We start from the raw sequence: 21,531 nt of genomic DNA on the forward strand, positions 1-21,531 counted from the left end.
GAGATCTTTTCGGTGGTCGGCTTCAGGCCATCGTCTTCCTCAGTCTCTGCCGCGGTCTCGACGTCCGCGGTGAGGTGATCGTCCTTATGCTCCGTTCGCGCCCGGACGATGCCTGTGCCGTCCTCGGTCCCGGGAGTGAATTCCGGCTCGGAGCGTAGGGAAAAATCGCACGCTGGCGCGCAATATCGGGCCATGGTGTAGGAAAAAGCGCATTAAAGCCCGGTCCGTGACTGCATGGGGTGGCCCGGATTCAGCCCATCAGGATTTCGTCCACGTCGGAACTGCTATCGAGGTGAAGACCAGTCTCGCGAAGCGCCATGCGCGAATCCTCATCGCCAACGAGAAGCAGCTTGACGAGCGACCGCACGTGGCACTCGTTCTCGTGCACCTGCGAATGGACGAGAGCGCCAGCCTTGGTCAGTCGCTTCCGACGGCCGTCGATCGGCTGCGTCAGGCGCTTGCCCAGGATCCCGCAGCCGCACGGGAGTTCGACGATCGACTTATGCTTGGCGGGTATCTCGATCTGCACGCCCCCCTCTACGCGCCGAACAGGTGGCGTTTGTCATCGGCGCACTATTATCGGGTACAGGGAGAGTTTCCACGCCTGACAGAAGCCAACCTTCCAACCGGGGTCGGAGATATTCGCTACTCGATCATTGCCGACGATCTCGGTGCCTATGAAATCACCGTCCAACAGACGGCCGAGCTTCTGGAGATCGACCATGTCTGAAGCAGAGGATCTTCAGGCTTTCGCACTCAACATTCAGCAGGATGTAATCGCGCGCGCCGACGCTGCGGCGGACGGGGCTCTTCGAGCTGAGGCTTTCGCGGAGCTCATGTTCGAGCATCTCGTCGACGCGGGCGAAATCGACGACGGGATTCCATGCGCCGTCGAGGGACGCGGCATCCGGTGCTCCGGATACTTTCTTTCGGAGGACAACGATCGCCTGGACCTGTTCCTTGTGATCCCCCGCCTCGATGGCGCAGCTTCGAGCGTGCCGAAGGCGGATATCGACATCGGATTTCGGCGATTGAGTGCTTACCTTGAGAAGGCCGCCGCTGGTCTCCACAAGGAACGTGAGGAGGCACTGACTGGATACGACATGTCGCGTGCCATCTGGGAAGCGCGGGATGATCTGAGCCACGTCCGGCTGTTTGTTGTGACCGACGGACTCGCCACCGTTGAGCAGATCGAAAGCACCATGTTCGGTTCGATCGAGGTTTCCAGCCATCTCTGGGATCTTCGTCGGCTGCATCGGGCGGGGTCCTCCGGCGCAAACCGTGAGCCCATCCATGTGGATTTCTTAAAGCTGGGCGGATCAGCCGTTCGCTGCATCATCGCGAGTCCACCGGACAGCGGCTACCGCTGCCTTTTGACCATGTTGCCGGGTAACGTGCTCGTTGAAATGTACAGGCAGCATGGTCCGCGGCTCCTCGAACGCAATGTCCGAAGCTTTCTCCAGCTCAAGGGCAAGGTGAACCAGAGCATTCGGAAGACAATCATCGATGAGCCGGAGATGTTCCTTGCTTTCAACAACGGCCTTTCGATCACCGCGACGGGTCTGAAGCTGATCGAGCACGGCGATGGAACAGCGGACCTCGTCGCGGCTGATGACTTCCAGATTGTAAATGGCGGTCAGACCACCGGTTCGATTTTCCGCGCATGGCGGAAGGACAAGGTCGACGCGAGCCGGCTGCAGGTCCCGGTCAAGATCACCGAGATTCTGGTGGATGGCGACATAGACGAGATTGCACCACGGATCTCTCAGTCCGCGAACAATCAGAACAAGGTCAACATGGCCGACTTTTCGTCTAACCATCCGTTCCACAGGAAGCTGCAGGAGCTATCGCGATCGATCTGGGCTCCGCCGGCGGCGGGCATGCAGCGTCAGTCGCGCTGGTTCTATGAACGCGCGCGGGGCCAATATCACGATGCGCTGGCGCAGAACCGCACGGACGGCGAACGCAAGGCGTGGGAGGCCATCCACCCGCGGAGCCAGTTGATCACCAAGACCGACCTCTCCAAGTACGAGCATACGTGGTCCCAGCTTCCGCACATCGTCAGCAGAGGCGGTCAGAAGTGCTACCTGGATTTCATGGACCACGTGGAAAACAGAGGTTCGTTCGAGCCGGACGAGCGGTACTTCGAGCGTTGCGTCGCCAGGGCTATTCTCTTTCGACGGGCCGAGAAGATTGTCTCACGTCAGAAGTTTGGCGGCTATCGGGCCAACATTGTCACCTATGCGCTGGCTTGGCTCTCGCATCATACCGCGAAGCGGGTCGACCTGGAGGCGGCTTGGGGCGCGCAGCAACTTTCGCGCGCTCTTGAAGAGTTCATCGAGACGTTGAGTGTGCATGCTCATGAGCATGTAACCACGCCACCGGGCGGGCAGAACGTCACCGAGTGGTGCAAGAAGGAGGTCTGTTGGGAACAGTTCCGTGAGCGGTCGATACCTATCCCCGCTGGCCTGGAGGCGGAACTGCTCTCGCGTGACAAGGCACATGTTGCCGGATCGACCCATGCGCTTGAGGAGCAGACCAGCGTCGCCGAGACTGAACAGGTCGCTCGGGTCGCGGCCTTCCCGGCGCAGACTTGGTTCGATCTGGCAGCCTGGGCAAAGGACACTCAGACATTGCAGCCTTGGCAGCGGTCGCTCTCGTTCAGCCTGGGCAAGTTGGCAGGAAGTGGGAAGCAGCCGACCCGAAAGCAGGCAATGCACGGAGAAAAGATCATTGCCGAGGCGAGATCGCTTGGCTTCAGGGGATAGAGGTCGGGTCAACTCTGCCCGATAGCCTTATCCGAGGTCCAAGGTATGGGCGGGAAGTTGATCGACGAAGTTGCCGTGCATGGCCTGGAGCATGTGCATGACGGCATTCGACACGTCGTTGACGAGCACGCTCACCTGCTCGAATTCGGCTTCGGTGAGAAGCGTGCCCTCCCGGAAACGCGGCGGATACAGTGTCGTGAACGGGTGCCCTTGCTGGTCGCTCGAGTGTATCACGACGGGCATCGAGTACTCGACATGGTCTGCGTCGCTGTGCGCAAAGAATTTGTTCCGCCTAGCGATGAGGCTATCATGCAGCGCCTTGACGAACGGCGACAGATTGATGCCGAGCGCTTTGTAGGACAGCCGCGGGATGCCGCCCCGCGACTCCGAGAATGGGCGGCAGTAGGACACTATCAGCGTCGTTTCATAGCACTGGAAACGTCGAAGTTCTGCGAGGTCATACTTGGCCTCGAAATCCACATCCTCCCGCACGAACGTGATGGCACTCCGCGCGTGGGCGAAGTCCCGTAGGGACAGGAGCAGCCGTTGGAAGAGCGCGTAGTCCCTCAGCCGCTCGGCATGTACCTTCGACGTGTCGACAGGCGGGAAGCATCGGATACTGCCATATCCAGACTGCGGGCCGGTTTCGACGTAGTAGAACCAGTCGTCGGGGAAACCGTATGGGTGCGGTTGTGGTGGCTCGTCCATGTGGTCCCTTTCTGGCCGATTGCGGAGGTTACCTCAGTCGGCACGAACCTCAAGGTTCCCGCGCCTTTAAGGCTGCGCTAGCGTAGCGTTAAGTCCGAGGGTCGCCAGTGGCACCCAGGTGCCGCCTCGCCAAATCCACCGCAACGTCCCCTTTCGGACGCCGCAACGTGAACTCTTTGACCGAGATGGGCGCGAGCGGACTTCAGTCACCGACCGCGTTTGCTGTTAATCGCAACCAAGCCGAATTAGGGTTGAGCGACATCGCTGCCGTCCTGACGGATCCAGCAAAACTCAAGCGTAGTCAGATAAACTATCGCACCAAGCGGTGCTCCGATGAGCTGGAGATATTGGGCAAGCTGCCCCTTGTGCTGGCGGCGGGTCGCATCAGTGGGCGCAACATCGCTCTTCCAGTCGAAGCCGGCCGACACCGCACCGCGCTCATCGACTGCTATTGCATCGGCACGAGCTGAGATAAGAACATTCTCCGATCGGCGGATAAAGGATCATCCGCGCTCGTGGCGTGAGATGAGACACACTCCTCTCCGTGCCACTCTTCCACGTGGTACTCTGGCATGCCGGCCTACCCATTGCCTCTCTGAGCCTTCGCTTCCCGCTCCAGCGTCTCGCGTTGGTTACCGTGCTTCGCGATCAATTGCTTGACCTGCAGCGGGGTGTCCGAACGGACGGATCGAACAGCTTTCGATGCTGCTGGAACGAACGCTCGGGAGTGCAATCAAAATTGAACGCAACTTGGACGCGGCGCTTGGCCCTGTTCTGGTCGACCCCAACCAGCTCGATGTCGCCATGCTCAATCTGGATGAACGCCAAGGACGCCATGGCCGGCGTGGGAACGCTCACAATCGAGACTAGCGATGTCCCTGACGACATCGACGACGTGCATTCACTGGCGGGTTCGTGCGTTCGTATGACCGTGCGCGATGCCGGTTGCGGCATGAACAAGGAGATTCTGGCGCAGGTCTTCGAGCCGTTCTTCACCACCAAACCCGATGGACGCGGGACCAGACTTGGACTTAGCCAGGTTTATGGCTTCGTCCAACAATCCGGCGGGCACATTCGGATCGAGAGCGAAGCTGGTGAAGGAACAAGCGTCCATCTTTTTCTGCCGCGTGTGCAGAAACAGTAACCAAGCTCTGCCGGGATCGTCTTTGCATTGGGTATCGCGGAAGTGACGTGGCCAGTCCGCCAAAGCAATCCCGTAGAGCGACATAATGGGTGGTTAGCGGCCGCTTTAGAGATCGGGTGCAGAGGGTACACGGGCTTTTCCCCTTTATCCTTTTTTCTCCCGGCCGCGCCACCGTCTATTATCGGCGGCTAGGCCGCTATCACCTTCTGAGCGGGTTAGCGATGGAGTGCCTTGGACGGTGAAAACGATTCCGGCATCCTCAAACGCTTTGCGGATGGCGGCGATGTTGTGGGGACGCGGTTTCCTGTATCCGTTCTCAAAAGCGCTGATCACCATCTCGCTAAGATTGGCCTTGGCGGCAAGTCGCACACGCGGCCAGTTCAATAGGGCTCGTGCTGCTCTGACTTGATCTGCTGAGAGTAGGGTTCGGCTGTCCATAGCCAGTCGAACATTTAGTATCGCTAAACTGTTCCTCTTGACCTTCTGCAATTTCTAACGGTGTGAGGCCGGCCTGTCGCAAGCCGTCATCGATTATGGCTGCAACCTTTCGGACGGTTGTTACCTCGGCTCCAACAAGACGTGCTGCCTGCATTCTTGCTTGGAGATCAGCCAAGCGGGCAACCAGGGCTTGCGTCCTCTCGAGTTCAGGGTTCGTCATGTTCATTGTCCAGCTGAGTGGCAATTTGAATTTGTACGGCTGAGTAGCGTTTGAATGCACACACTCGCCACCCAAGGGTGGCGAGCGTGGGTTCGTTCGAAATCTCAGTCGTAAACTTTCACGATCTTGCGGGTGCCCGGATCGACCAGGACCGTGCGGTTGTCGACCACCACGTAACGGTATTTGACGTTCGGGACCTCGTGGATCTCGACAGTTTCCGGCAGAGCTGTCCCGACGTTCAATTCCACGCCGGGAAGGTTCACCGAAGCCAAGGGCTGCTTCTTGACATACTCACGGATGACCGTGTCCTGTTCCGGCTGGATGATAATGTCGTCAGCGGCGGCGGAGCCGATCCCCGCCAAGAGCAACATGGCTGCGGCGGTGTTCACAAAGTGCATCTTCATATCTTCTCTCCTGCAAGGACCGGCACACGACGATCATCGTCCCGCACTGCCCGGCAACCAACTTTGAACCGGGGTAAACGTTCCCGCCTACGCACCTTTGTCTAATCCGATTGGTCTAAAGTCCGACCGTACAACGCAATGGTCTTACCTTTGGACTAGGCGGAACGGATTAGGGCTTCAGGTTGTTGGTTCTCCACAACGGGAGAGAACAAATGGATCAAAGTGTTGGCCAGGCGCGATGGTTGCTCGCACCGATTTTTGCAACGGCCGTTACCTTTCTGGTAATGGCGGTCGTCCTTAGCTGACATGTCCTGGATCGGCGCAGCCAGGTCCCTTCCTGCGCTGATAGGATTCGCGAGTTGCTTGAGCGGCTGGCGAATCCTCTGTTTTACCGTGCGCTGGGCCTGCTCCTTCAGCAGGCGGGGCGCTTCGTTCAGCTCATGTAAGTTGGGAGGTTTACTATGGATCGGCGATCCTTTTTGACAGCGATATTTGGCGTTGCAGGGGCAGCAGCCTTTGCAAGCGCGGTTCGGCCTATCAACGCATTAGCCGGGGTTCCAGCGGCCAAAAGCGGCATTCTCGAAGAACTCGACGCGCCAGACGCCTTCGACAACGAAGGTACTCACGCGGAAGTGGAGCCGGTCAACCATCGGCGCTACTACGACCAAGATTACGACCCAGACTACGACCCAGATTACTACCACCGGCGCCGCCGCCGCCGGCGGGGCTGGAGAAGAGTCTGCCGTAGTTACTGGCGACACGGGCGCCGTCGGGTCCGGTGCTATCGCCGACGTGGTCCTTCGGTCGTCTTGCGATTTTAGCTAGTCGGCTGCTTCTGCCCATGGCCCGTTCCGGCTGACGTGCTGAGAACGGGCCGGTACGATTCCTTTTTCGTGGCAAACGCAATCCATCTGAGGGCACTCATCAGCAGGGTCGATGGACCTGACTTACAGCTTGGTGGTGCCGCTGTGTGTGGTGCGCCAGGAGCGGTCTGACGATCCCTCTGTGCAGCGCTTCGGCTGCCGTCAGCCTGGGAAAGCTTTTCGGAACGGGTAGTGTGCTGAGAGTTCTGCAAATCGCTGAGAGGGGGCGGTCATGGCAGGCTGGTGATTGTTCACGTCACCTGATTCCCGCGAAGGAACGCCACCATGACCAAGACTGAAGTTAAGACCGCCAGCGCTGCCGTCAAAGACATTTTGCTTTCGAACCCGGATGGATTGCACGAAGTGCTCCGTGCGGTGATGCAGGAGGTGCTTGAGGCCGAGATGGACGAGGCGCTGGGTGCCTCGAAGAGCGAGCGCACGCCCGAACGGCTTGGCTATCGCTCGGGCTATTACGGCCGTACCCTTGTGACGCGGGTCGGCAAGCTCGAGCTGCGGGTTCCGCAGGACCGGGCCGGCCGCTTCTCCACCGAGCTGTTCGAGCGCTACCAGCGTTCCGAGCGGGCCTTGGTGGCGACACTGGCGGAGATGTATGTCCAGGGCGTGTCGACCCGCAAGGTGAAGGCGATCACGGAAGAACTGTGCGGCCATGCCTTCTCGGCCTCGTCGATCTCGGCCATCAACAAGCGGCTGGACGAGAGCCTCGCTGCCTTTGCCAGGCGCCCCCTTCAAGAGCCGTTTCCTTACCTCATCCTCGATGCGCGCTACGAGAAGGTGCGTGAAGCCGGTGTTGTCATGAGCCAGGCGGTGCTGATCGCGGTCGGTATCGACTGGGACGGAAGGCGCCAGATCCTGGCCGTGGAGATGGCCAATCGCGAGAGCCGCTCGGCCTGGAGGGACTTCCTCGTCGGCCTCAAGGCGCGCGGCCTCAAGGGCGTCGAGTTGGTTGTGTCCGACGATCACGCCGGCCTGGTGGCAGCGATCGGCGAGGTGATCCCCGAAGCCGCCTGGCAACGCTGCTACGTGCACTTCCTCAGGAACGCGCTCGATCATCTGCCGAGGAAGCACGGCGACGACTGCCTGCAGGAATTGCGCTGGCTCTACGACCGGCGCGATCTCGCAGAGGCCAGGGCTGATCTTGCCGCATGGCTTGCCAAATGGTCGGCACGCTATCCGCGCCTGACAGGCTGGGCCGAGGATGCCATCGAACAAACCCTGACCTTCTTCAGGCTGTCGAGACAGCACCACAAGCATCTCAAATCCACCAACATGCTGGAGCGGCTCAACGAGGAAATCCGCCGGCGCACCTATGTCGTGCGCATCTTCCCCAACACCGAAAGCTGCCTGCGCCTGGTCAGGGCGTTGGCCGTCGAGACCAATGAAAACTGGATGGAGGCCAACCGATACATCAACATGGACGACCTGCGCGAGCACAAGAAGCTCGCTCTGCGCCAAGCCGCATGACCAGCATCATGGCTGCCCCATTTTGCAGAACTTGACGCACACAACCTCGGAACGTTTGGTTCTGGCCGTTAGGCCACGGGGCCAAGCTCAGCCATCAGGACACCCCGCAAGCGATGAGCAGCGGGGCCTGGTAAGGCCCGGCGACCTCCTTTTGACATACGGGGAGAAACCAAGAAGGGCGCCGAGCCTTACCGGCGCTGCTTTGAGGGAGACGACGCCGGACGAGATGAGAGTAGGCGATCATGCTAATTTCTGCGAACCATGCGAATGAAGGAAAGCCGTGTGCGATTCTTCGCTATCCAGCCACGAACCTCTGCCTTTCGGGCATGGCGGTCCGTCGCTCGATCGAAGATGAAGAACGCCTGTAGCGCTCGACTTCGTAGAGCCCGACCCGGATCTCGAACCCTGTCTGGCGGGTGGCATCGAAGTCACCGGGACCGATGACAGGGAAGGCGACGACGATGGCGAAGCGGACGACGAGCGCGAAGCCAACGATGCCGAGTATGGCTTCATGGAGGGAGGGCAGGGGCCTATAATTGTCCGGTCGAGAATGAATAGCCCGCTGCCTCACGGTGGCTGGCTTCAGTTTTTGTGTGGCACGATGTAGCGACTGCTCACCGCACCCGCCCCTGTGCCCCGCGTGACGACAATCGTGCTATACCCGGCTGGAACGGAACCTGTAGCGGAGGGGTCGATCGAACTGCATCGCCCGACGATCTCCCCGTTGGGAGCGCCCTCGAGCCTCACGGCTAACGCCAACTGGCATGTGTCAAGGGATCCGAACATGGCCGGTGATGTATCGAGTGGCTTGCAGACTCCCTGGGCGGGACTGCAAGAAAGCAAAATCATCACAGCTGCAGTTGCCGGATCCATTCGTGAAGCTCCGTTGTTCGACGAGCCTCAACGCAGAATAGCGAGCTTTGTTTCGTCGGTGCTAAAATACGAGTTTTCTGGTCTGGCTCACGGTGGCGGGCTTTTCATTGTCACAGCTTTCGCCTCTCAATTGTCCCGATCCCGAACGGTAAAACAGCCATCCGACGAGACACACCGAGGGGATTGCGATGGCCAGAAGGATGCCGCCGGCAATGTTCACCATCAACATGAAATCCATCGGACCTCTCCCTCTTATATGCCGACAGTCGGAAACTCGTGAAATCAACATGGGTGAACAGGTTGCGAACATGCTGCTACGGTTTTTGCAGAGCCACGAGATGAGACGAGACCGACCAGCACGACAGGGACTAGCTCTCGTCGCAACAAATTGACAGACAAGGACTGGACGGAGTCGAACGGCAAGGGCAGGGACGCCATCAAGCGAATTTCAAAACAGATGCCTTGGCCGACGGGTAATCGCTGAAAAGATCAAGGTATGCCCTGAGGTGACGTCACAAGGCAGTGTGCTTGGGTGTCGATCGGGCGGGCGGGTCGGAGAGGAACGGCAAATTCGGTGATGTCGCAATCGTCGACATCGCGAGGCCGCTGTATGGCGCTTAGAGCTTCGAACTCCCGCTTCGGCGCGGTGTCCATTTCGTTGCCGAAGCAAGTTCGTGACCGTGAGAACAGCTAATCGGGCGCCGGAGGAGCGTCAGCATGGCGACGCCGCAGGCGAGACGCCGGGCCGCCGCCCCAAACGAGGGTGCCGTTTCAAGGCTGGTGATTTCGCCAGAGCACAGGGTGCGATTCTGACTACGCACAAGCCAGACGCTGTCATGACGCATACCGGGTTGGCCGGGCGTAGCGGCTTCGAGGCCGCCGATTATAAGTATTCTCGCCCTGTGGCTGCCGATTCTGCGATTAAAGGACTGGAGGAATGGGCATGGGGGAGAAAGGCCGCTATTCTAAGCCTCATTGACGCTCGATGCAGGAATAACGAGATCATGGAGTAGGAAAATCTCATGCTATGCGGCGGAGGTGCTTACAAGGGCGAGATTCACACCCGCCCAACGACAAGGCGCCCATCCCCTGCCCGATGGACGGTGGATAGAGTTTTGGTGCCATGAGCCAAACCCACACATTACAACCGTCATCTATCCGCTTCCCGGTACAACCACGGCTGGTGCCGGCGATCAAGGCGGCGCGTTATCTCCACCTGACGCTGCGGGAATTCATGGAATTTCTGCCCGCGTTGCAGGATCAAGGCTTTCCCAAGGCCTGCCCAATCACCGGCAACTACGACATGGTTGCGATCGACGCCTGGCTCGATTAACGCTCGGGTCTTGCAGGATCGGGATCGGGCGCGCAGTCTAGCATTGACATTGCAAGAGCGAGGCTGGCGATCCTTGGGTAAGATCAAATTGAAGCACTACGTCATCCGTAAGGGCAAATACGGCTACTGGCTGCCGACGCCGAAGATGGTCGAAGCTGGCTCAGATGCTTTCCTGTGGAATCGACGGGCCTGAGGCTTGGACGATAGCCCGGGAGTGGGAAGACCGCTGGCAGGAACTCCGCAAGGGCAGGGAGCCGTCGCGCCTGCATGTATGGCCAAAGGATTCCATCGGCGACGCCTTTGCACGCTACCGCCGCATGGATGCATGGAAGCGCAAGCCACCGCGCACCCGCGAGGATTGGGAGCGCGGCTGGACCTTCATCGAGCCGTACTTCGCCGACCTGCCGCCAGCCGACATCACCCTCGAGCTGCTCGACGACTGGTATGGCCGTCTGCTGCGGGTCAAAGGTGTCGACATCGCCTACCGTGCCGTAAAGACGTGGCGTTCGCTCTACAATGTCATGGCCGGCATGAAGCTATGCCCGCCCGGCTCCGACCCATCGCAGGCGATCCGCCGCCAGACGCCACCACCGCGCCACCAGACCTGGACGGCAGGCGAGGCGGTGCGCATGGTCAAGTGCGCCTGGCGCGCCGGCTACCGCGGACTGGCCTGCATCATCGCCGTTGCGTGGGACACGAGCTTCTCACCCGTCGACGTGCGCACGCTCACACCGGCGCAGGCAATGCAGACAGCGCAGGAATGGGGTTTCCTGATTGCACGCAGCAAGAGTGGCGAGGCGGCTTTCGGCACGCTGTCGTTACGCACGCAACGCCTGGTGCTGGCCTATGTCGAATCACTAGGCGTCACCCTGCTCGACGATGCGCCGATCTTTCGCTCGCGCGGTTTCGCGCCGGGCCCGAAGGGCGGCCGGCCGCGCGCCGGCGTGCCTTACACGAAGGATTCTCTGGTCGACGACTTTGCCGATCTGCGCACGCTGGTGTTCGGGACATCGGAGAAGCGGCGGCTGATGGACATGCGGCGTTCCGGCGCGGTCGAGGCGAATGCCGGAGGCGCGTCGGTCGAGGCAATCTCGGCCAAGATGGGCAATTCGATCGACGGGAACAAGGCGCTGCAGAAGACCTATATGCCGGTCAATCTGGCCGCCGTCCGCTCAGCTGATGCCAGCCGCCGAAAGGGCAGAAAGCTGCTTGGCCTGGAACGGAACGAATACAGAAAGTTGAAACTCTCCGGAGAATGAGAGTTGAAACTTTTCAAGGGGCGGTAGCTAACCCCTTGAAATTAATGGCGCGAGTGACGGGGCTCGAACCCGCGACCTCCGGCGTGACAGGCCGGCACTCTAACCAACTGAGCTACACCCGCGCATCGGACGAGCACGTGTCAGCCGTGTTCGTCGTTGGGGGGGTGGATAAGGGGTTCGCCACCGGGTGTCAAGCGTAGCTGGACAGCATAAACGCAAACAGGAGAAGGTTTTTTGACAGGCGGCACTTTGCCCGCGAAAACCAGTATGCGGCTAAGCTCGCAGCTGTTCATTTGGCCTTGCGAAGCCGGTTGCGACCGCTTAAAGGTCCGGCCGGAGCGGGCGATTAGCTCAGTTGGTAGAGCGCTTCGTTTACACCGAAGATGTCGGCGGTTCGAGCCCGTCATCGCCCACCACTCAATCTCTTGATAAATCGGTGCTTGCCTGGAGTTACGGTCTCATATCCGGTTGTATGCGTTGTCGGCATTCTGCTTCCTGGCCTTGTCGCGTTCGAAAGGGGTGACGCAGACCAAGTCGCTCTCGAACGCTTCACGCCAGACGTAGCCGTCGCGGCAGGTGCTGTCGCCGTAAGGTCCGCCGGTCGGCGAACGATTGTTGCGGGCATTGGCATTCTGCGCCTGCACCTCGTCGTAGTCGGCAGGACTCACGCACACGCTGTCGCCGAAGATCGCCGATCGCCAGACGAATCCTTCCTTGCACCCTTTGGCCTCGATCGCTGCGGGCACGATAGGCGACGGCAAAGGGGAGGGCCTCGGCCACAACGCCGCCGTTGTCCCGCCGATGCCGAGCGCGATCGTCGCGACCAGCCCGTACAGCAGCCAGAGCCTCGGCCGCCGCGCCGCTGGCTTCGCTATCGCCGACGCAATCGCCGCCATATCGTCGTTGAAGCGCTCGTGGCGGACCTCCATGGCTTGACGCTTGGCCAGGTCCTGCAGATCGGGTGGCAAGGCGCTTTTCTTTGGCATGCTGGCGCCGTTGACGAGCACGGGGATGACGCGCACCCCAGCCTGGAGTGCCGTACGGATCTCCTTGCGCACGAAGTCGTCGGGGGACTCCAGCCGAACCTGGCCCTGCTCATCGGCAAGCGCGGCCCACTGCGGCCCCACGATCGCCAGCATGATTTTGCAGCTGGCCAAACTGCGAGCAAGCGCCACCTCAAAGTCATCGCCGGGGTTGAGCTTGTCGACGTCCATGAAGATGGATGCATCAGGAAGCGCGCTGTTCAGATTATCGTAGACGCGGCCCGCCACGCCGGAATCGGTCTGCCGTCGGTAGTTGATGAATACGTCGCCAAGCAAGGCCTGCCTCTTCCCACATCAACGAGACGGCCCCAAAATAGCATGAGCGGTGACCTCGCAGCTAGTCTGGCGATAGACTGGCCATTACTGCGGGTGCAGTCCGTTTCATGTCTCGCCAGAGGACACATGCACCGGCCCTTCGCGTCGCACGGTGGACTAAGTACAAGAGGCCATTACGGCGCGTCGCCAAAGCGGAATATACACAAATGTCTTCCGTCTGGATGGCAGCTGCAGAGCAAGTTCGACCCACGCCCGCGACGATCGGCTCCGCCACTTCTTCCTGTTTCGGCTCGCAGATGCGGGCAAGCGTGTACTTGTCGACGTTGTTCGCATACGGCTTCGATATCGGCGTAGGTGCCGTGTCACCGTGCCGCGATAAGGGTTCACAGCGGTCGAGTTGACGATAGCGTTCTCAGCGAAGATGTCGGCGGTTCGAGCCCGCCATCGCCCACCATATCCGGCCCGCATATCCCGAATGCCGGGCGCGGCCGCAATGAGCCGCAGCCGCCGTTCTTTCCTGGCGCGCTAGTCTATCGCTTGACGTAGCAGTTCTTCTTCACGCGGCGGATGGGATCCTCGCCAAAGGCGTCGACGCTGCATGTGACGCCGTTCCTGAATACGCCCTGGACGTACTGGCCACGCGCCCCGTATCTCACCACTTTGCGGCCACGGAACTCGCAGAACCGCCCCTCCGAGGCGCAGGCCACCCATCTGCCGCGGCCCTGGCCGTAATCATTATCGCCGTAATTGTCATCATTGCCGTAATTGTCGTCGTCGTTGTCACCATAATCATTACCGCTATCGCGCCTCGCAATATAGCAGGCCTTGTCGCGGCCGGGCGCCGGGTCGCCGAAGACGCGATTCGAGCAAGGCACGGAACGACGATCGAAGAAGCGGGAGGTGGTCTGGCCGCGCGCGCCGTAGACCACTTCCGAGGGGTAGGGCAGGCGGCACGTGCCGCCTTCATCGGCGCATTTCTGCATGCGCTGGGCCGACGCGGTGGCGGGGAAAAGGATAGAAACTGACGAGGCCAGGCCGACCAGGCAAATGAATGTAAACGTCATCCGGATCAAAGCAGTGAAGGTTTTTGACATGATTTTGTCTCCCGTTCGATTCGACCAGCATGGTACAGCTGCCTTGTTAAATGCACGATGAATGAAAGCCCTCGCGGAGGCAGCACAATGATCGACCATCCACGGCGGCTGATGTTACAGCTGCTATTGGCATTGGCAATCTCTGGTATTGGGCGCTTCGCCTATGCGGGGAATGTGGGCGACGGCGTCGACCAGCCCGCCGCCAAGGCAGCCTTGCTCAAGGCCTATCCCGGCCTTTTCACCATTTCGGGCAATGTCCTGACCTGGACCGACGGCACCACCATGGTGTGGAACGACGGCAAGGCGCGCGACGCCGATGAGCTGCTTGAGAGCCCCGACATCGAAGACATGTTTCGCTACGTCTATCCCAGAGCAGCCGAGGGCGCGCTGGTCCCGGCGGAGGATTTCGATCCCGGCCGTATCCGCAATGAACCTTTCTTCGAGAAGCTCTACGGGGCAAGTGCCGCCGAGGTGGGCAAGCACATCGCCAACGTCAAATGGTTGCCGAAGCTCGGCAAGAAGACCGTGCAGGTCACCAGGATTTTCGGCATCAACGACCGGCTGGGCAAGGTCTCCGCTGCGCTTGAGGCGATGCCCGCGGAGCTGAGCCGTTACGGGCTCAAGCCCGGCGGCGGCTTTGTCTGGCGGCCGATCGCCGGCACCGACCGGTTGAGCGTTCACTCGTTCGGAGCGGCCTTCGATATCAATGTCGGCTTCTCCGACTATTGGTACAACAACAGGAACAAAACCAACCCGAAGGCCCACATTCCCTTCAAGAACCGGATTCCGCTGGAAATCGTGGAATTGTTCGAGAAAAACGGCTTCATCTGGGGCGGGCGCTGGTATCACTACGACACCATGCACTTCGAGTACCGGCCTGAGTTGCTGCTGTACAAGAAATCCGGCTGATCACGGCGGCAGCAGCCGGAAATCCTTGCCTTCGGGGAGCAACTGGCCGCCGTCGACGACGATGGTGGTGCCGGTGATGTAGCTGGCATCGTCGGAGGCGAGGAACAGGAAGGCGTTGGCGACGTCGCGCGGACTGCCGAGGCGTCCGAGCGGGATCGAATCCTCCATGTTCTTGATGTAGGCGGCGCCGCGATGCAGCTCGATCGCTTCGGTCAGGATGTTGCCGGGCTCGACGCCGTTGACGGTGATGCCGTAGCCCGAAAATTCCAGCGCCGCCGAGCGGATGAAGCCGTTGATGCCGGCCTTGCTGGCGGCATAGTGGCCGTGGCCGGGGCTGGTGACGTGCGGACCGGTGATCGACGAGGTGTAGAGCATGCGCCCGTAACCTTGCGCCTTCATCGGCGCCAGCGCCGCCAGCGTGGCGTTGAACGTGCCGCGCAGATTGACCGCCATCACCCGGTCCCAGTCGTCCGGGCTGGTGTTTTCGATCAGCTGCCAGGGATAGATGCCGGCATTCTGCACGACGATGTCGAGGCGGCCATGGCGGCTCAGCGCCAGCGCCACCGCAGCTTCTGCATCGGCCATTTGCGAGATGTCGGTGCGAATGAAATCCGCGCCGAGCTCGTCCGCGGTCGCCTGGCCGGCTTCGGCCTCGCTGTCGGCCAGGACCAGCCTTGCGCCTTCCTCGGCAAAGCGCAGCGCAATGCCCTTGCCGATGCCGCGCGCGCTGCCGACGATAAGCGCGACCTTGTCTTGCAGCCGTCCGGTCATGTGAGCTGTCCTGTCATGCGAGTCTTTGGCGAATGGTTTGCTTGAAGGCGTCGAGCAGCACGGCGGCGAGCACCAGCAGGCCATGGATCACCTGGGTGAAATTGGCCGGCAGGCCCATCAGGTTGATTGCCGTGTTGATGGAGGAGAGCAGCAGCACGCCGGCATAGACGCCGGGCAAGGTGCCGACACCGCCTTTCAGGCTGACGCCGCCGATGACGACCGCGGCAAAGGCGTTGAACAACAGCCCGGTGCCGAGATTGGCGGTGGCGCCCGAGGTGCGGATGGCGAGCAGCCAGCCGGCGAGGCCGGCAATGGCGCCGGCAAGTACGAAGGCGATGATCAGATTGCGGTTGACGCGGATGCCGGCGCGGAAGGTCGCTGTCTCGTTGCCGCCGATCATCACGAGGTGGCGGCCGAACGGCGTCTTGGCCATGATCAGCGAGAACAGGACGAAACAGGCGACGGCGATCCAGGCGGTCAGCGGCAGGCCGGCCAGCCGCTGGATGCCGAACCAGCGGATGGCCGGCGCCAGATCCTGTGCCGACCGGCCGCCGGAAATCACCAGCACCAGGCCGCGCACCCAGATGTAGGACGCCAGCGTAATGATAAAGGCGCTCATCTTCACCTTGACCACCAGATAGCCGTTGAAGGCGCCGATGAGGCCGCCGACGGCGAGCGCAACCAGCAGCGAAACCGGAACCATCAGCCACTGCGGATTGAGCTGTATGCCCATGCCGATGCCCGACGAGCAGAACAGGATGCCGACGGTCATGGCGCTGAGTGCGGCCACCGATTCTACCGACAGGTCCATATGGCCGGCAATGATGACCAGCGACAGGCCGATCGACATCACGCCGAGAACGCTCGAGGCCTCGATGATGTTGGCGAAGATGCCGAGCTGGAAATAGTTGGGGACGAAGATGGAAAAGACAACCAGCACAAAGATCAGCATGAACCAGACGAGGTTGTCGAGGACGAACTCCAGGGCTTTGCGGCTGCGCGGGTTCATGGGCTGATCCGGTTGGCGCCCCCGAGAAAATCAGGCTGAGAAATCAACTCGATTTCGTCGGGTTCAGGCGCGGGTTTAGGTTCGCCACGGCGTCCTGGACGCGGCGTCGTGAAGGGCAGGCTCCGGGCCGCAATGGCCCGGAGCGCTTCGCTAGGCGACTATTCGACAGACTTGATCGTGTCCGTCGGCGGCTTCTGGTTGCCCCAGAAGGCCGGATTGTCGACGTTTTCCTTGGTGATGGCGGCGCCCGGGATCTTGATGTTGGGGCCCCAGCTCTCCTTGGTCACGGTCGACTTCAAGCCGAGCACGTCATACTCGCCAGGCTTGATTTCCTGCTTGCCGGCGATCTTGTCCATGAACATGGCGACGGCTGCGGCCTGCGCGTAGAGCGGTTGCTCGACTTCGACATTGAGCCAGCCCTTGCGGATCAGGTCGAGACCGACCGGAGCGCCGTTCGAGCTCATCAGCATGACGTCGCCCGGCTTCTTGCCGGCGGCCTCGAGCGAGGCGACGGCTGCAACCGAGAGGTGCGCGGCATGGCTGAAGATCAGGTCGATGTCGGGGTTGGCGAGCATCTGGTCGGCAACGATCGTGCCGGCGTTGCTGGCTTCCCATTGCATGGCCGGCAGCGAGATGATCTTGACGTCAGGAAACGCCTTCAACTTCTCCTCGAAACCCTTCTGGATGTCGAGCGTGTAGGGATCGCCGGGATCGCCGAGCACCTGCAGGATCTTGCCCTTCACCGAACCGTTCTTGGCGGTCAGAAGCTTTTGCGCCTGCTCGGCGGCGACGTAGCCGATCTCGACCGTGCCCGCCACCGAGGTGAAATCGGACGGGGTCGAGGTGATCTGGCGGTCGAACTCGACCACCGGGATGCCGGCCGCACGCGCCGCTTCGATGGACGGCTTCAGCGCGTTGAAATCGACGGCGGCCAGGATGATCGCCGCCGGCTTCAGCGCAATGACGTCGTTCATCTGCGATTGCTGCGCGTCGGTCTTGTTGTCGGCGTTGAGTGTTTTCACCTCATAGCCGACCTGCTTGAGGAACAGCTCCAGCGCGCTCACCGAGCCGGTCTGGAATTCATCGAGCAGGGTCGGGACCATATAATAGACGGTGCCCTTGGTCTGGGACATTGCCGGCGTGAGCGAGGCAAGAGCCAGTGCCAGGATACCGAAGACAAGAACCAGTATTCGCTTCATGTCGTTCGCTCCTCTTTTATACCGGACCCCTCTTTGTCCCTCAACCTGCCGGTCCGGCACCGGCAAGCGTCTCACCGGTGATCATGTTGATCACCGCATCGGGACTTGTTTTGTTGCGCGCGACATCGCCGGCCACGACGCCTTGCCGGATCACCACGATCCGGTCGGCGACCTGAAAAGCCTGTTGCATGATGTGGGTGATGATGACGACGCCGATGCCCTGGTTGGCCACTTGGCGGATCATCTCGAGACCGCGCCGCGTCTGTTCGACGCCGAGTGCCGCGAACGGCTCGTCGAGCAGCACAAGCTTGCCGCCCCAATGCACGAAGCGGTTGAGCTCGATGGCCTGGCGTTGGCCGCCCGAGAGGTGCTCGACATTGGTGCGTAGCGATGGGATGCGGGTGCCGGCACTTGCCAGCGCCTTGCCGACCACGGCCTCCATGGCGCGCTCGTCGAGGATGGGGACACCGAGAACCTTGCGGGTAATCTCGCGGCCCATGAAGAAATTGGCGACAACGTCGACATTGGTGCACAGCGACAGGTCCTGGTAGACGGTCTCGATGCCGGCAGCCTTGGCCTCGGCCGGCGATTTCGCCAGGAACTCCTTGCCCTCGAACAGCATGCGGCCGGAGCTCGGCTCGAGGCCGCCGGCGATGATCTTGACCAGTGTCGACTTGCCGGCGCCATTGTCGCCGAGCAGCGCCACGACCTCGCCCTTGCCGATCGAGAAGCTGATGCCTCTCAGCGCATGGATGGCGCCGTAATTCTTGGTGACGTTTTCGAGTACCAGCAGCGGTTCGGTCATGCCGCCACTCCTTTGCTGTGCATGAGGTCGGACCGGCGCTCGCGCTCGGCGATGAACATCTGGCCGAAGCGCGGGGAAAGCACACCGGACACTGCAAGGGCGGCAGCGCCGCGCAGCACCGAATGCTTGCCGCCGGTCGCCACCGTCACGCGCGGTGTCTTGCGGTCGCGCCGCGCCGAGACCGAATTGGGAAGCTGTCCCGCCGCGCCGACCAGCTTTTCGAGCAGGTCGGTGGGCGCAAGCCCGCCGAGGATGACGGTTTCCGGGTCGAACACATTCTCGATGGTGACGATGGCGTTGCGGAAGATCGGCGCGATCTCGGCCACCCAGGCGGCGTCGCTGATGTTGCGGCGGCGACGTGCTTCGAGCGAGAGATACCGTTCGAGGCAGCCGCTGTTACCGCATGGGCAAGGCTCGCCGCCCGGAACGGCAGGGATGTGTCCGATTTCGCCGGCATTGCCCCAGGCGCCGCGCATCACCGCGCCGTCATGCACGATGACGCCGCCGAGGCCGACGCCGAAATAGAGGTAGTAGTATTCGGAATAACCGGAGCCGAGACCGTAAAGCCGTTCGCCCATGGCCGCCGCGGCCATGTCGGTTTCGAAGAAGGCCGGCAGCCCGGTCGACGCGGCCAGCCGTTCCGGCAGCGCGACATCCTTCCAGCCGGCCATGGTCGTCGGGCCGACGAAGCTCATCGACTCCACGCCGAACGGTCCAGGCAGCGCCATGCCGATGCCGAGCACGCGTCCGCCGGGCCGCAGCGCGGTCAGCTCGGGCACCATCGCGCCGATCAGCTCGAAGGCATGGTCGGGCGTTGCATGCGGCGCCTCGCGATGCATGCTCTCGATCACATCGCCGCTGAGATTGATGAGCGCCGCGTCGATCCCCAGCGGGGTGAGGTGGACGCCCACGGCATAGCCGCCCTCGGGGTTGATCCTGAGCGTCGCCGGCGGCAACCCGCGTCCGCGCGGCTCCTCGCGCAGCGACAGCACATAGCCATGCTCTTCGAGTTCGCGAACGATGGTCGATACGGTCTGGACGGTGAGGCCGACCCGGCTGGCAATGTCGCCGCGAGCGATGGGACCGTGAAGGCGGATGGACTCCAGCACGATGCGCCGATTGTAAGGCCGCCCGAACTCCTGATTGGTCCCCCGCAGTGCCATGTCCGCGCCCCTTAGGAAGGCCAAGACTTGCACAGGCAATTTATTCAGTCAAATGGAATTCAAAAATAATTCGTGACGGTTCCGAACGCGGTGCAGGACCTGTCCCATTCGTCGCGCTGGCCGATTGCAGCCGGGCTGAAACCACCGCAATGGTGAATGACGTCAGGCGGGCGCGGGGCTCGCCGGCCAACAATCCAGCAGGAAAACCGATGATCGAATTGCCTTTTGCGCGCGATGAGTACCAGCGGCGGCTCCAGAAGATCCGCGCCGAGATGGCGGCGCGTGGGCTCGAACTGCTGGTCGTCAACGATGTCGCCAACCAGCATTACATCACCGGCTATGACGGCTGGTCGTTCTACACGCCGCAGGTCGTGCTGGTCCCGATCGAAGACGAGGCCGAGCCGGTCTGGATCGGCCGCGCCATGGATGCGGCAGGCGGCTTGCTGACGGCCTGGATGAAGCCGGAGAATGTGGTTGGTTTTCCCGAGGACCATGTCCAGCGCGCCGATCGCCATCCGATGGACTGGATAGCGGCCTGGATCGTCGCCAAGGGCTGGGGCGCGAGACATATCGGCGTCGAGCTCGAAGCCTATTATTTCTCGCCGAAGGCGCATGCCCGGCTGGTCGCCGGCCTGCCCAATGCGAAATGGCACGACGCCGATCTCCTGGTGAACTGGATCCGCGCCGTGAAATCCGCGCCGGAAATCGCCTACCTGCGCAAGGCGTCGACCTTGGCTGAAGCAGCTGTCGCGCGGGCCTTCGAAGTCATCGCGCCAGGCGTGCGCGAATGCGATGCGATTGCCGCGATCCAGGCGGCGCAGATTGCCGGCAGTCCGGACTTCGCCGGCGACATCACGGCGCTTCCGCCGACAATCCTCGGTGGCGAGAATGCATCGGCTCCGCACATCATGTGGAGCGATCGGCGCTTCGGCAAGGACGAGACGATCGCGCTCGAACTTGCCGGTGTCTGCCGCCGCTATGCCGCAGGCCTCGCCCGAACGATGCAGCTCGGCAACACGCCGGCCCGTGTCGCCGACACCGCAAAGGCGGTGATCGAAGGCATGGATGCGGTGCTCGACGCGGTCAGGCCGGGGACCACAGCCGAAGCGGTCGAGGCCGCTTGGCGCAAGGTTATCCAACGCTACGGGCTGAAGAAGGAATCGCGCATCGGCTATTCCATCGGCGTCGCCTATCCCCCGGATTGGGGCGAGCACACGATCAGCCTGCGGCCCGGCGACAAGACCGCGCTGCAACCCGGCAATGTCGTGCACTCCATTCTTGGCATGTGGATGGATGGCTGGGGCATCGAGATCAGCGAGACCATTCTGGTGACCGAGACCGGCCATGAGACGCTGACCAAATTCCCGCGAGACATCCATGTCAAATCCTGACCGGTCAGCCACGACGGACGCCACCGCGACCCGCCTGACGCATCTGCTCAATATTGGATCGTCCGGCGCTCGATCAGCACCACAAGACAAAACAGGACGATCGACAGGCCCGATGACAGCACGATCGCCGCGTAGAGGCGGTCCGACTGGTAGTTGAAGGACGCCTGGACGATCAGCGCGCCAAGTCCTTGGTCGGAGCCGATCCATTCGCCGACAATGGCGCCGATCACGGCGGTGGCCGAGGCAATCCTCAGCGATGAGAACAGCATCGGCAAAGCGCGCGGCAGCCGCAGGCTCCAGAACGTGACGCCGGAGCACGCGATGTCGGATTGCCAAACAACAGGATGGTACAACGGGTGAAGGAGGCGGGGGCGTGCAA

Annotated in this window: 20 protein-coding genes, 2 tRNA genes and 1 pseudogene; 10 read left to right on the forward strand and 13 right to left on the reverse strand. The window is 61.5% G+C overall.

Translation table 11 applies throughout. From position 1 onward, the window contains the following. Positions 1-226: 226 nt before the first annotated feature. Both ACYG97_RS07015 and ACYG97_RS07020 read left to right on the forward strand, forming a co-directional pair. Positions 227-730, forward strand: a complete 504-nt coding sequence (locus ACYG97_RS07015) for a PD-(D/E)XK motif protein (RefSeq protein ID WP_198029755.1) — start codon at positions 227-229, stop codon at positions 728-730. Continuing rightward, positions 723-2,768: an AIPR family protein gene (locus ACYG97_RS07020; protein ID WP_023734776.1), complete on the forward strand. Its 2,046-nt coding sequence runs from the start codon at positions 723-725 to the stop codon at positions 2,766-2,768. The genes ACYG97_RS07015 and ACYG97_RS07020 overlap by 8 nt, the downstream gene beginning before the upstream one ends. A gap of 27 nt (positions 2,769-2,795) precedes the next feature. On the opposite strand, the gene ACYG97_RS07025 is transcribed toward ACYG97_RS07020, so the two are convergent. Beyond that, the gene (locus ACYG97_RS07025) at positions 2,796-3,476 is read right to left on the reverse strand and encodes a hypothetical protein (RefSeq protein WP_023734777.1); all 681 of its coding nucleotides are present in this window, start codon (positions 3,474-3,476) and stop codon (positions 2,796-2,798) included. A 167-nt stretch (positions 3,477-3,643) separates the two neighbouring features. On the opposite strand from ACYG97_RS07025, the gene ACYG97_RS07030 reads away from it, so the two are divergent. Together ACYG97_RS07030 and ACYG97_RS07035 are read left to right on the forward strand one after the other, a co-directional pair. Continuing rightward, positions 3,644-3,946 (forward strand): hypothetical protein, encoded by a 303-nt coding sequence (locus tag ACYG97_RS07030; protein WP_156937248.1) that lies wholly within the window; start codon positions 3,644-3,646, stop codon positions 3,944-3,946. Between the two features lie 293 nt (positions 3,947-4,239). Beyond that, positions 4,240-4,620 carry a sensor histidine kinase gene (locus tag ACYG97_RS07035; protein ID WP_156937249.1) on the forward strand — a complete coding sequence of 127 codons (381 nt, stop codon included), beginning with the start codon at positions 4,240-4,242 and terminating at the stop codon, positions 4,618-4,620. Positions 4,621-4,764: 144 nt separating this feature from the next. Here ACYG97_RS07035 and ACYG97_RS07040 read toward each other — a convergent pair whose 3' ends face one another. Both ACYG97_RS07040 and ACYG97_RS07045 read right to left on the reverse strand, forming a co-directional pair. Then, the gene (locus ACYG97_RS07040; RefSeq protein ID WP_081726104.1) at positions 4,765-5,058 is read right to left on the reverse strand and encodes a helix-turn-helix domain-containing protein; all 294 of its coding nucleotides are present in this window, start codon (positions 5,056-5,058) and stop codon (positions 4,765-4,767) included. Between the two features lie 324 nt (positions 5,059-5,382). After that, complete coding sequence (locus ACYG97_RS07045; protein WP_023669226.1) at positions 5,383-5,682, reverse strand: DUF1236 domain-containing protein; 300 nt, start codon at positions 5,680-5,682, stop codon at positions 5,383-5,385. A 1,148-nt stretch (positions 5,683-6,830) separates the two neighbouring features. On the opposite strand from ACYG97_RS07045, the gene ACYG97_RS07050 reads away from it, so the two are divergent. Beyond that, the gene (locus ACYG97_RS07050; RefSeq protein ID WP_460221572.1) at positions 6,831-8,027 is read left to right on the forward strand and encodes an IS256 family transposase; all 1,197 of its coding nucleotides are present in this window, start codon (positions 6,831-6,833) and stop codon (positions 8,025-8,027) included. A gap of 934 nt (positions 8,028-8,961) precedes the next feature. Here the strand turns inward: ACYG97_RS07050 and ACYG97_RS07055 are convergent. After that, entirely contained in the window at positions 8,962-9,138 is a 177-nt protein-coding gene (locus ACYG97_RS07055; RefSeq protein WP_023708898.1) for a hypothetical protein, read from the reverse strand. Between the two features lie 885 nt (positions 9,139-10,023). Between ACYG97_RS07055 and ACYG97_RS07060 the strand changes: the two genes are divergently transcribed. Both ACYG97_RS07060 and ACYG97_RS07065 read left to right on the forward strand, forming a co-directional pair. Next, positions 10,024-10,233, forward strand: a complete 210-nt coding sequence (locus ACYG97_RS07060) for a hypothetical protein (protein ID WP_156937233.1) — start codon at positions 10,024-10,026, stop codon at positions 10,231-10,233. Positions 10,234-10,397: 164 nt separating this feature from the next. Further along, the gene (locus tag ACYG97_RS07065; protein ID WP_050590419.1) at positions 10,398-11,492 is read left to right on the forward strand and encodes a hypothetical protein; all 1,095 of its coding nucleotides are present in this window, start codon (positions 10,398-10,400) and stop codon (positions 11,490-11,492) included. A 45-nt stretch (positions 11,493-11,537) separates the two neighbouring features. On the opposite strand, the gene ACYG97_RS07070 is transcribed toward ACYG97_RS07065, so the two are convergent. Beyond that, positions 11,538-11,614 (reverse strand) — tRNA-Asp (locus ACYG97_RS07070). 218 nt (positions 11,615-11,832) lie between these two features. Here ACYG97_RS07070 and ACYG97_RS07075 point away from each other — a divergent pair. Continuing rightward, positions 11,833-11,908 (forward strand) — tRNA-Val (locus ACYG97_RS07075). 42 nt (positions 11,909-11,950) lie between these two features. On the opposite strand, the gene ACYG97_RS07080 is transcribed toward ACYG97_RS07075, so the two are convergent. After that, positions 11,951-12,811, reverse strand: coding sequence for a toll/interleukin-1 receptor domain-containing protein (locus ACYG97_RS07080; RefSeq protein WP_023734511.1), 861 nt, complete (start codon positions 12,809-12,811; stop codon positions 11,951-11,953). Positions 12,812-13,341: 530 nt separating this feature from the next. After that, a complete protein-coding gene (locus tag ACYG97_RS07085) occupies positions 13,342-13,905 on the reverse strand; it encodes a hypothetical protein (RefSeq protein WP_031203220.1) in 564 nt (187 codons plus the stop codon). Between the two features lie 87 nt (positions 13,906-13,992). Between ACYG97_RS07085 and ACYG97_RS07090 the strand changes: the two genes are divergently transcribed. Then, positions 13,993-14,814: a M15 family metallopeptidase gene (locus ACYG97_RS07090; RefSeq protein ID WP_198029739.1), complete on the forward strand. Its 822-nt coding sequence runs from the start codon at positions 13,993-13,995 to the stop codon at positions 14,812-14,814. Here ACYG97_RS07090 and ACYG97_RS07095 read toward each other — a convergent pair whose 3' ends face one another. The 5 genes from ACYG97_RS07095 to ACYG97_RS07115 all read right to left on the reverse strand — a co-directional run bounded on the left by ACYG97_RS07095 (position 14,815) and on the right by ACYG97_RS07115 (position 19,761). Further along, positions 14,815-15,585: an SDR family oxidoreductase gene (locus ACYG97_RS07095; protein ID WP_023697542.1), complete on the reverse strand. Its 771-nt coding sequence runs from the start codon at positions 15,583-15,585 to the stop codon at positions 14,815-14,817. 13 nt (positions 15,586-15,598) lie between these two features. Next, positions 15,599-16,594: an ABC transporter permease gene (locus ACYG97_RS07100; RefSeq protein ID WP_023697543.1), complete on the reverse strand. Its 996-nt coding sequence runs from the start codon at positions 16,592-16,594 to the stop codon at positions 15,599-15,601. A 158-nt stretch (positions 16,595-16,752) separates the two neighbouring features. After that, the gene (locus ACYG97_RS07105; RefSeq protein WP_023684845.1) at positions 16,753-17,793 is read right to left on the reverse strand and encodes a sugar ABC transporter substrate-binding protein; all 1,041 of its coding nucleotides are present in this window, start codon (positions 17,791-17,793) and stop codon (positions 16,753-16,755) included. A 40-nt stretch (positions 17,794-17,833) separates the two neighbouring features. Further along, complete coding sequence (locus tag ACYG97_RS07110; protein WP_023697544.1) at positions 17,834-18,598, reverse strand: ATP-binding cassette domain-containing protein; 765 nt, start codon at positions 18,596-18,598, stop codon at positions 17,834-17,836. Beyond that, positions 18,595-19,761: an ROK family transcriptional regulator gene (locus ACYG97_RS07115; RefSeq protein ID WP_023697545.1), complete on the reverse strand. Its 1,167-nt coding sequence runs from the start codon at positions 19,759-19,761 to the stop codon at positions 18,595-18,597. Before ACYG97_RS07115 ends, ACYG97_RS07110 begins: the two co-directional genes overlap by 4 nt. Before the next feature lie 209 nt (positions 19,762-19,970). Between ACYG97_RS07115 and ACYG97_RS07120 the strand changes: the two genes are divergently transcribed. Then, positions 19,971-21,152 carry a M24 family metallopeptidase gene (locus tag ACYG97_RS07120; protein ID WP_023734513.1) on the forward strand — a complete coding sequence of 394 codons (1,182 nt, stop codon included), beginning with the start codon at positions 19,971-19,973 and terminating at the stop codon, positions 21,150-21,152. Positions 21,153-21,199: 47 nt separating this feature from the next. On the opposite strand, the pseudogene ACYG97_RS07125 reads toward ACYG97_RS07120, so the two are convergent. Further along, positions 21,200-21,457, reverse strand: a pseudogene (locus tag ACYG97_RS07125) (ABC transporter permease); the annotation flags it as partial. Between the last annotated feature and the right edge of the window lie 74 nt (positions 21,458-21,531).

The sequence above is a fragment of the Mesorhizobium sp. W067 genome (assembly GCF_054719525.1).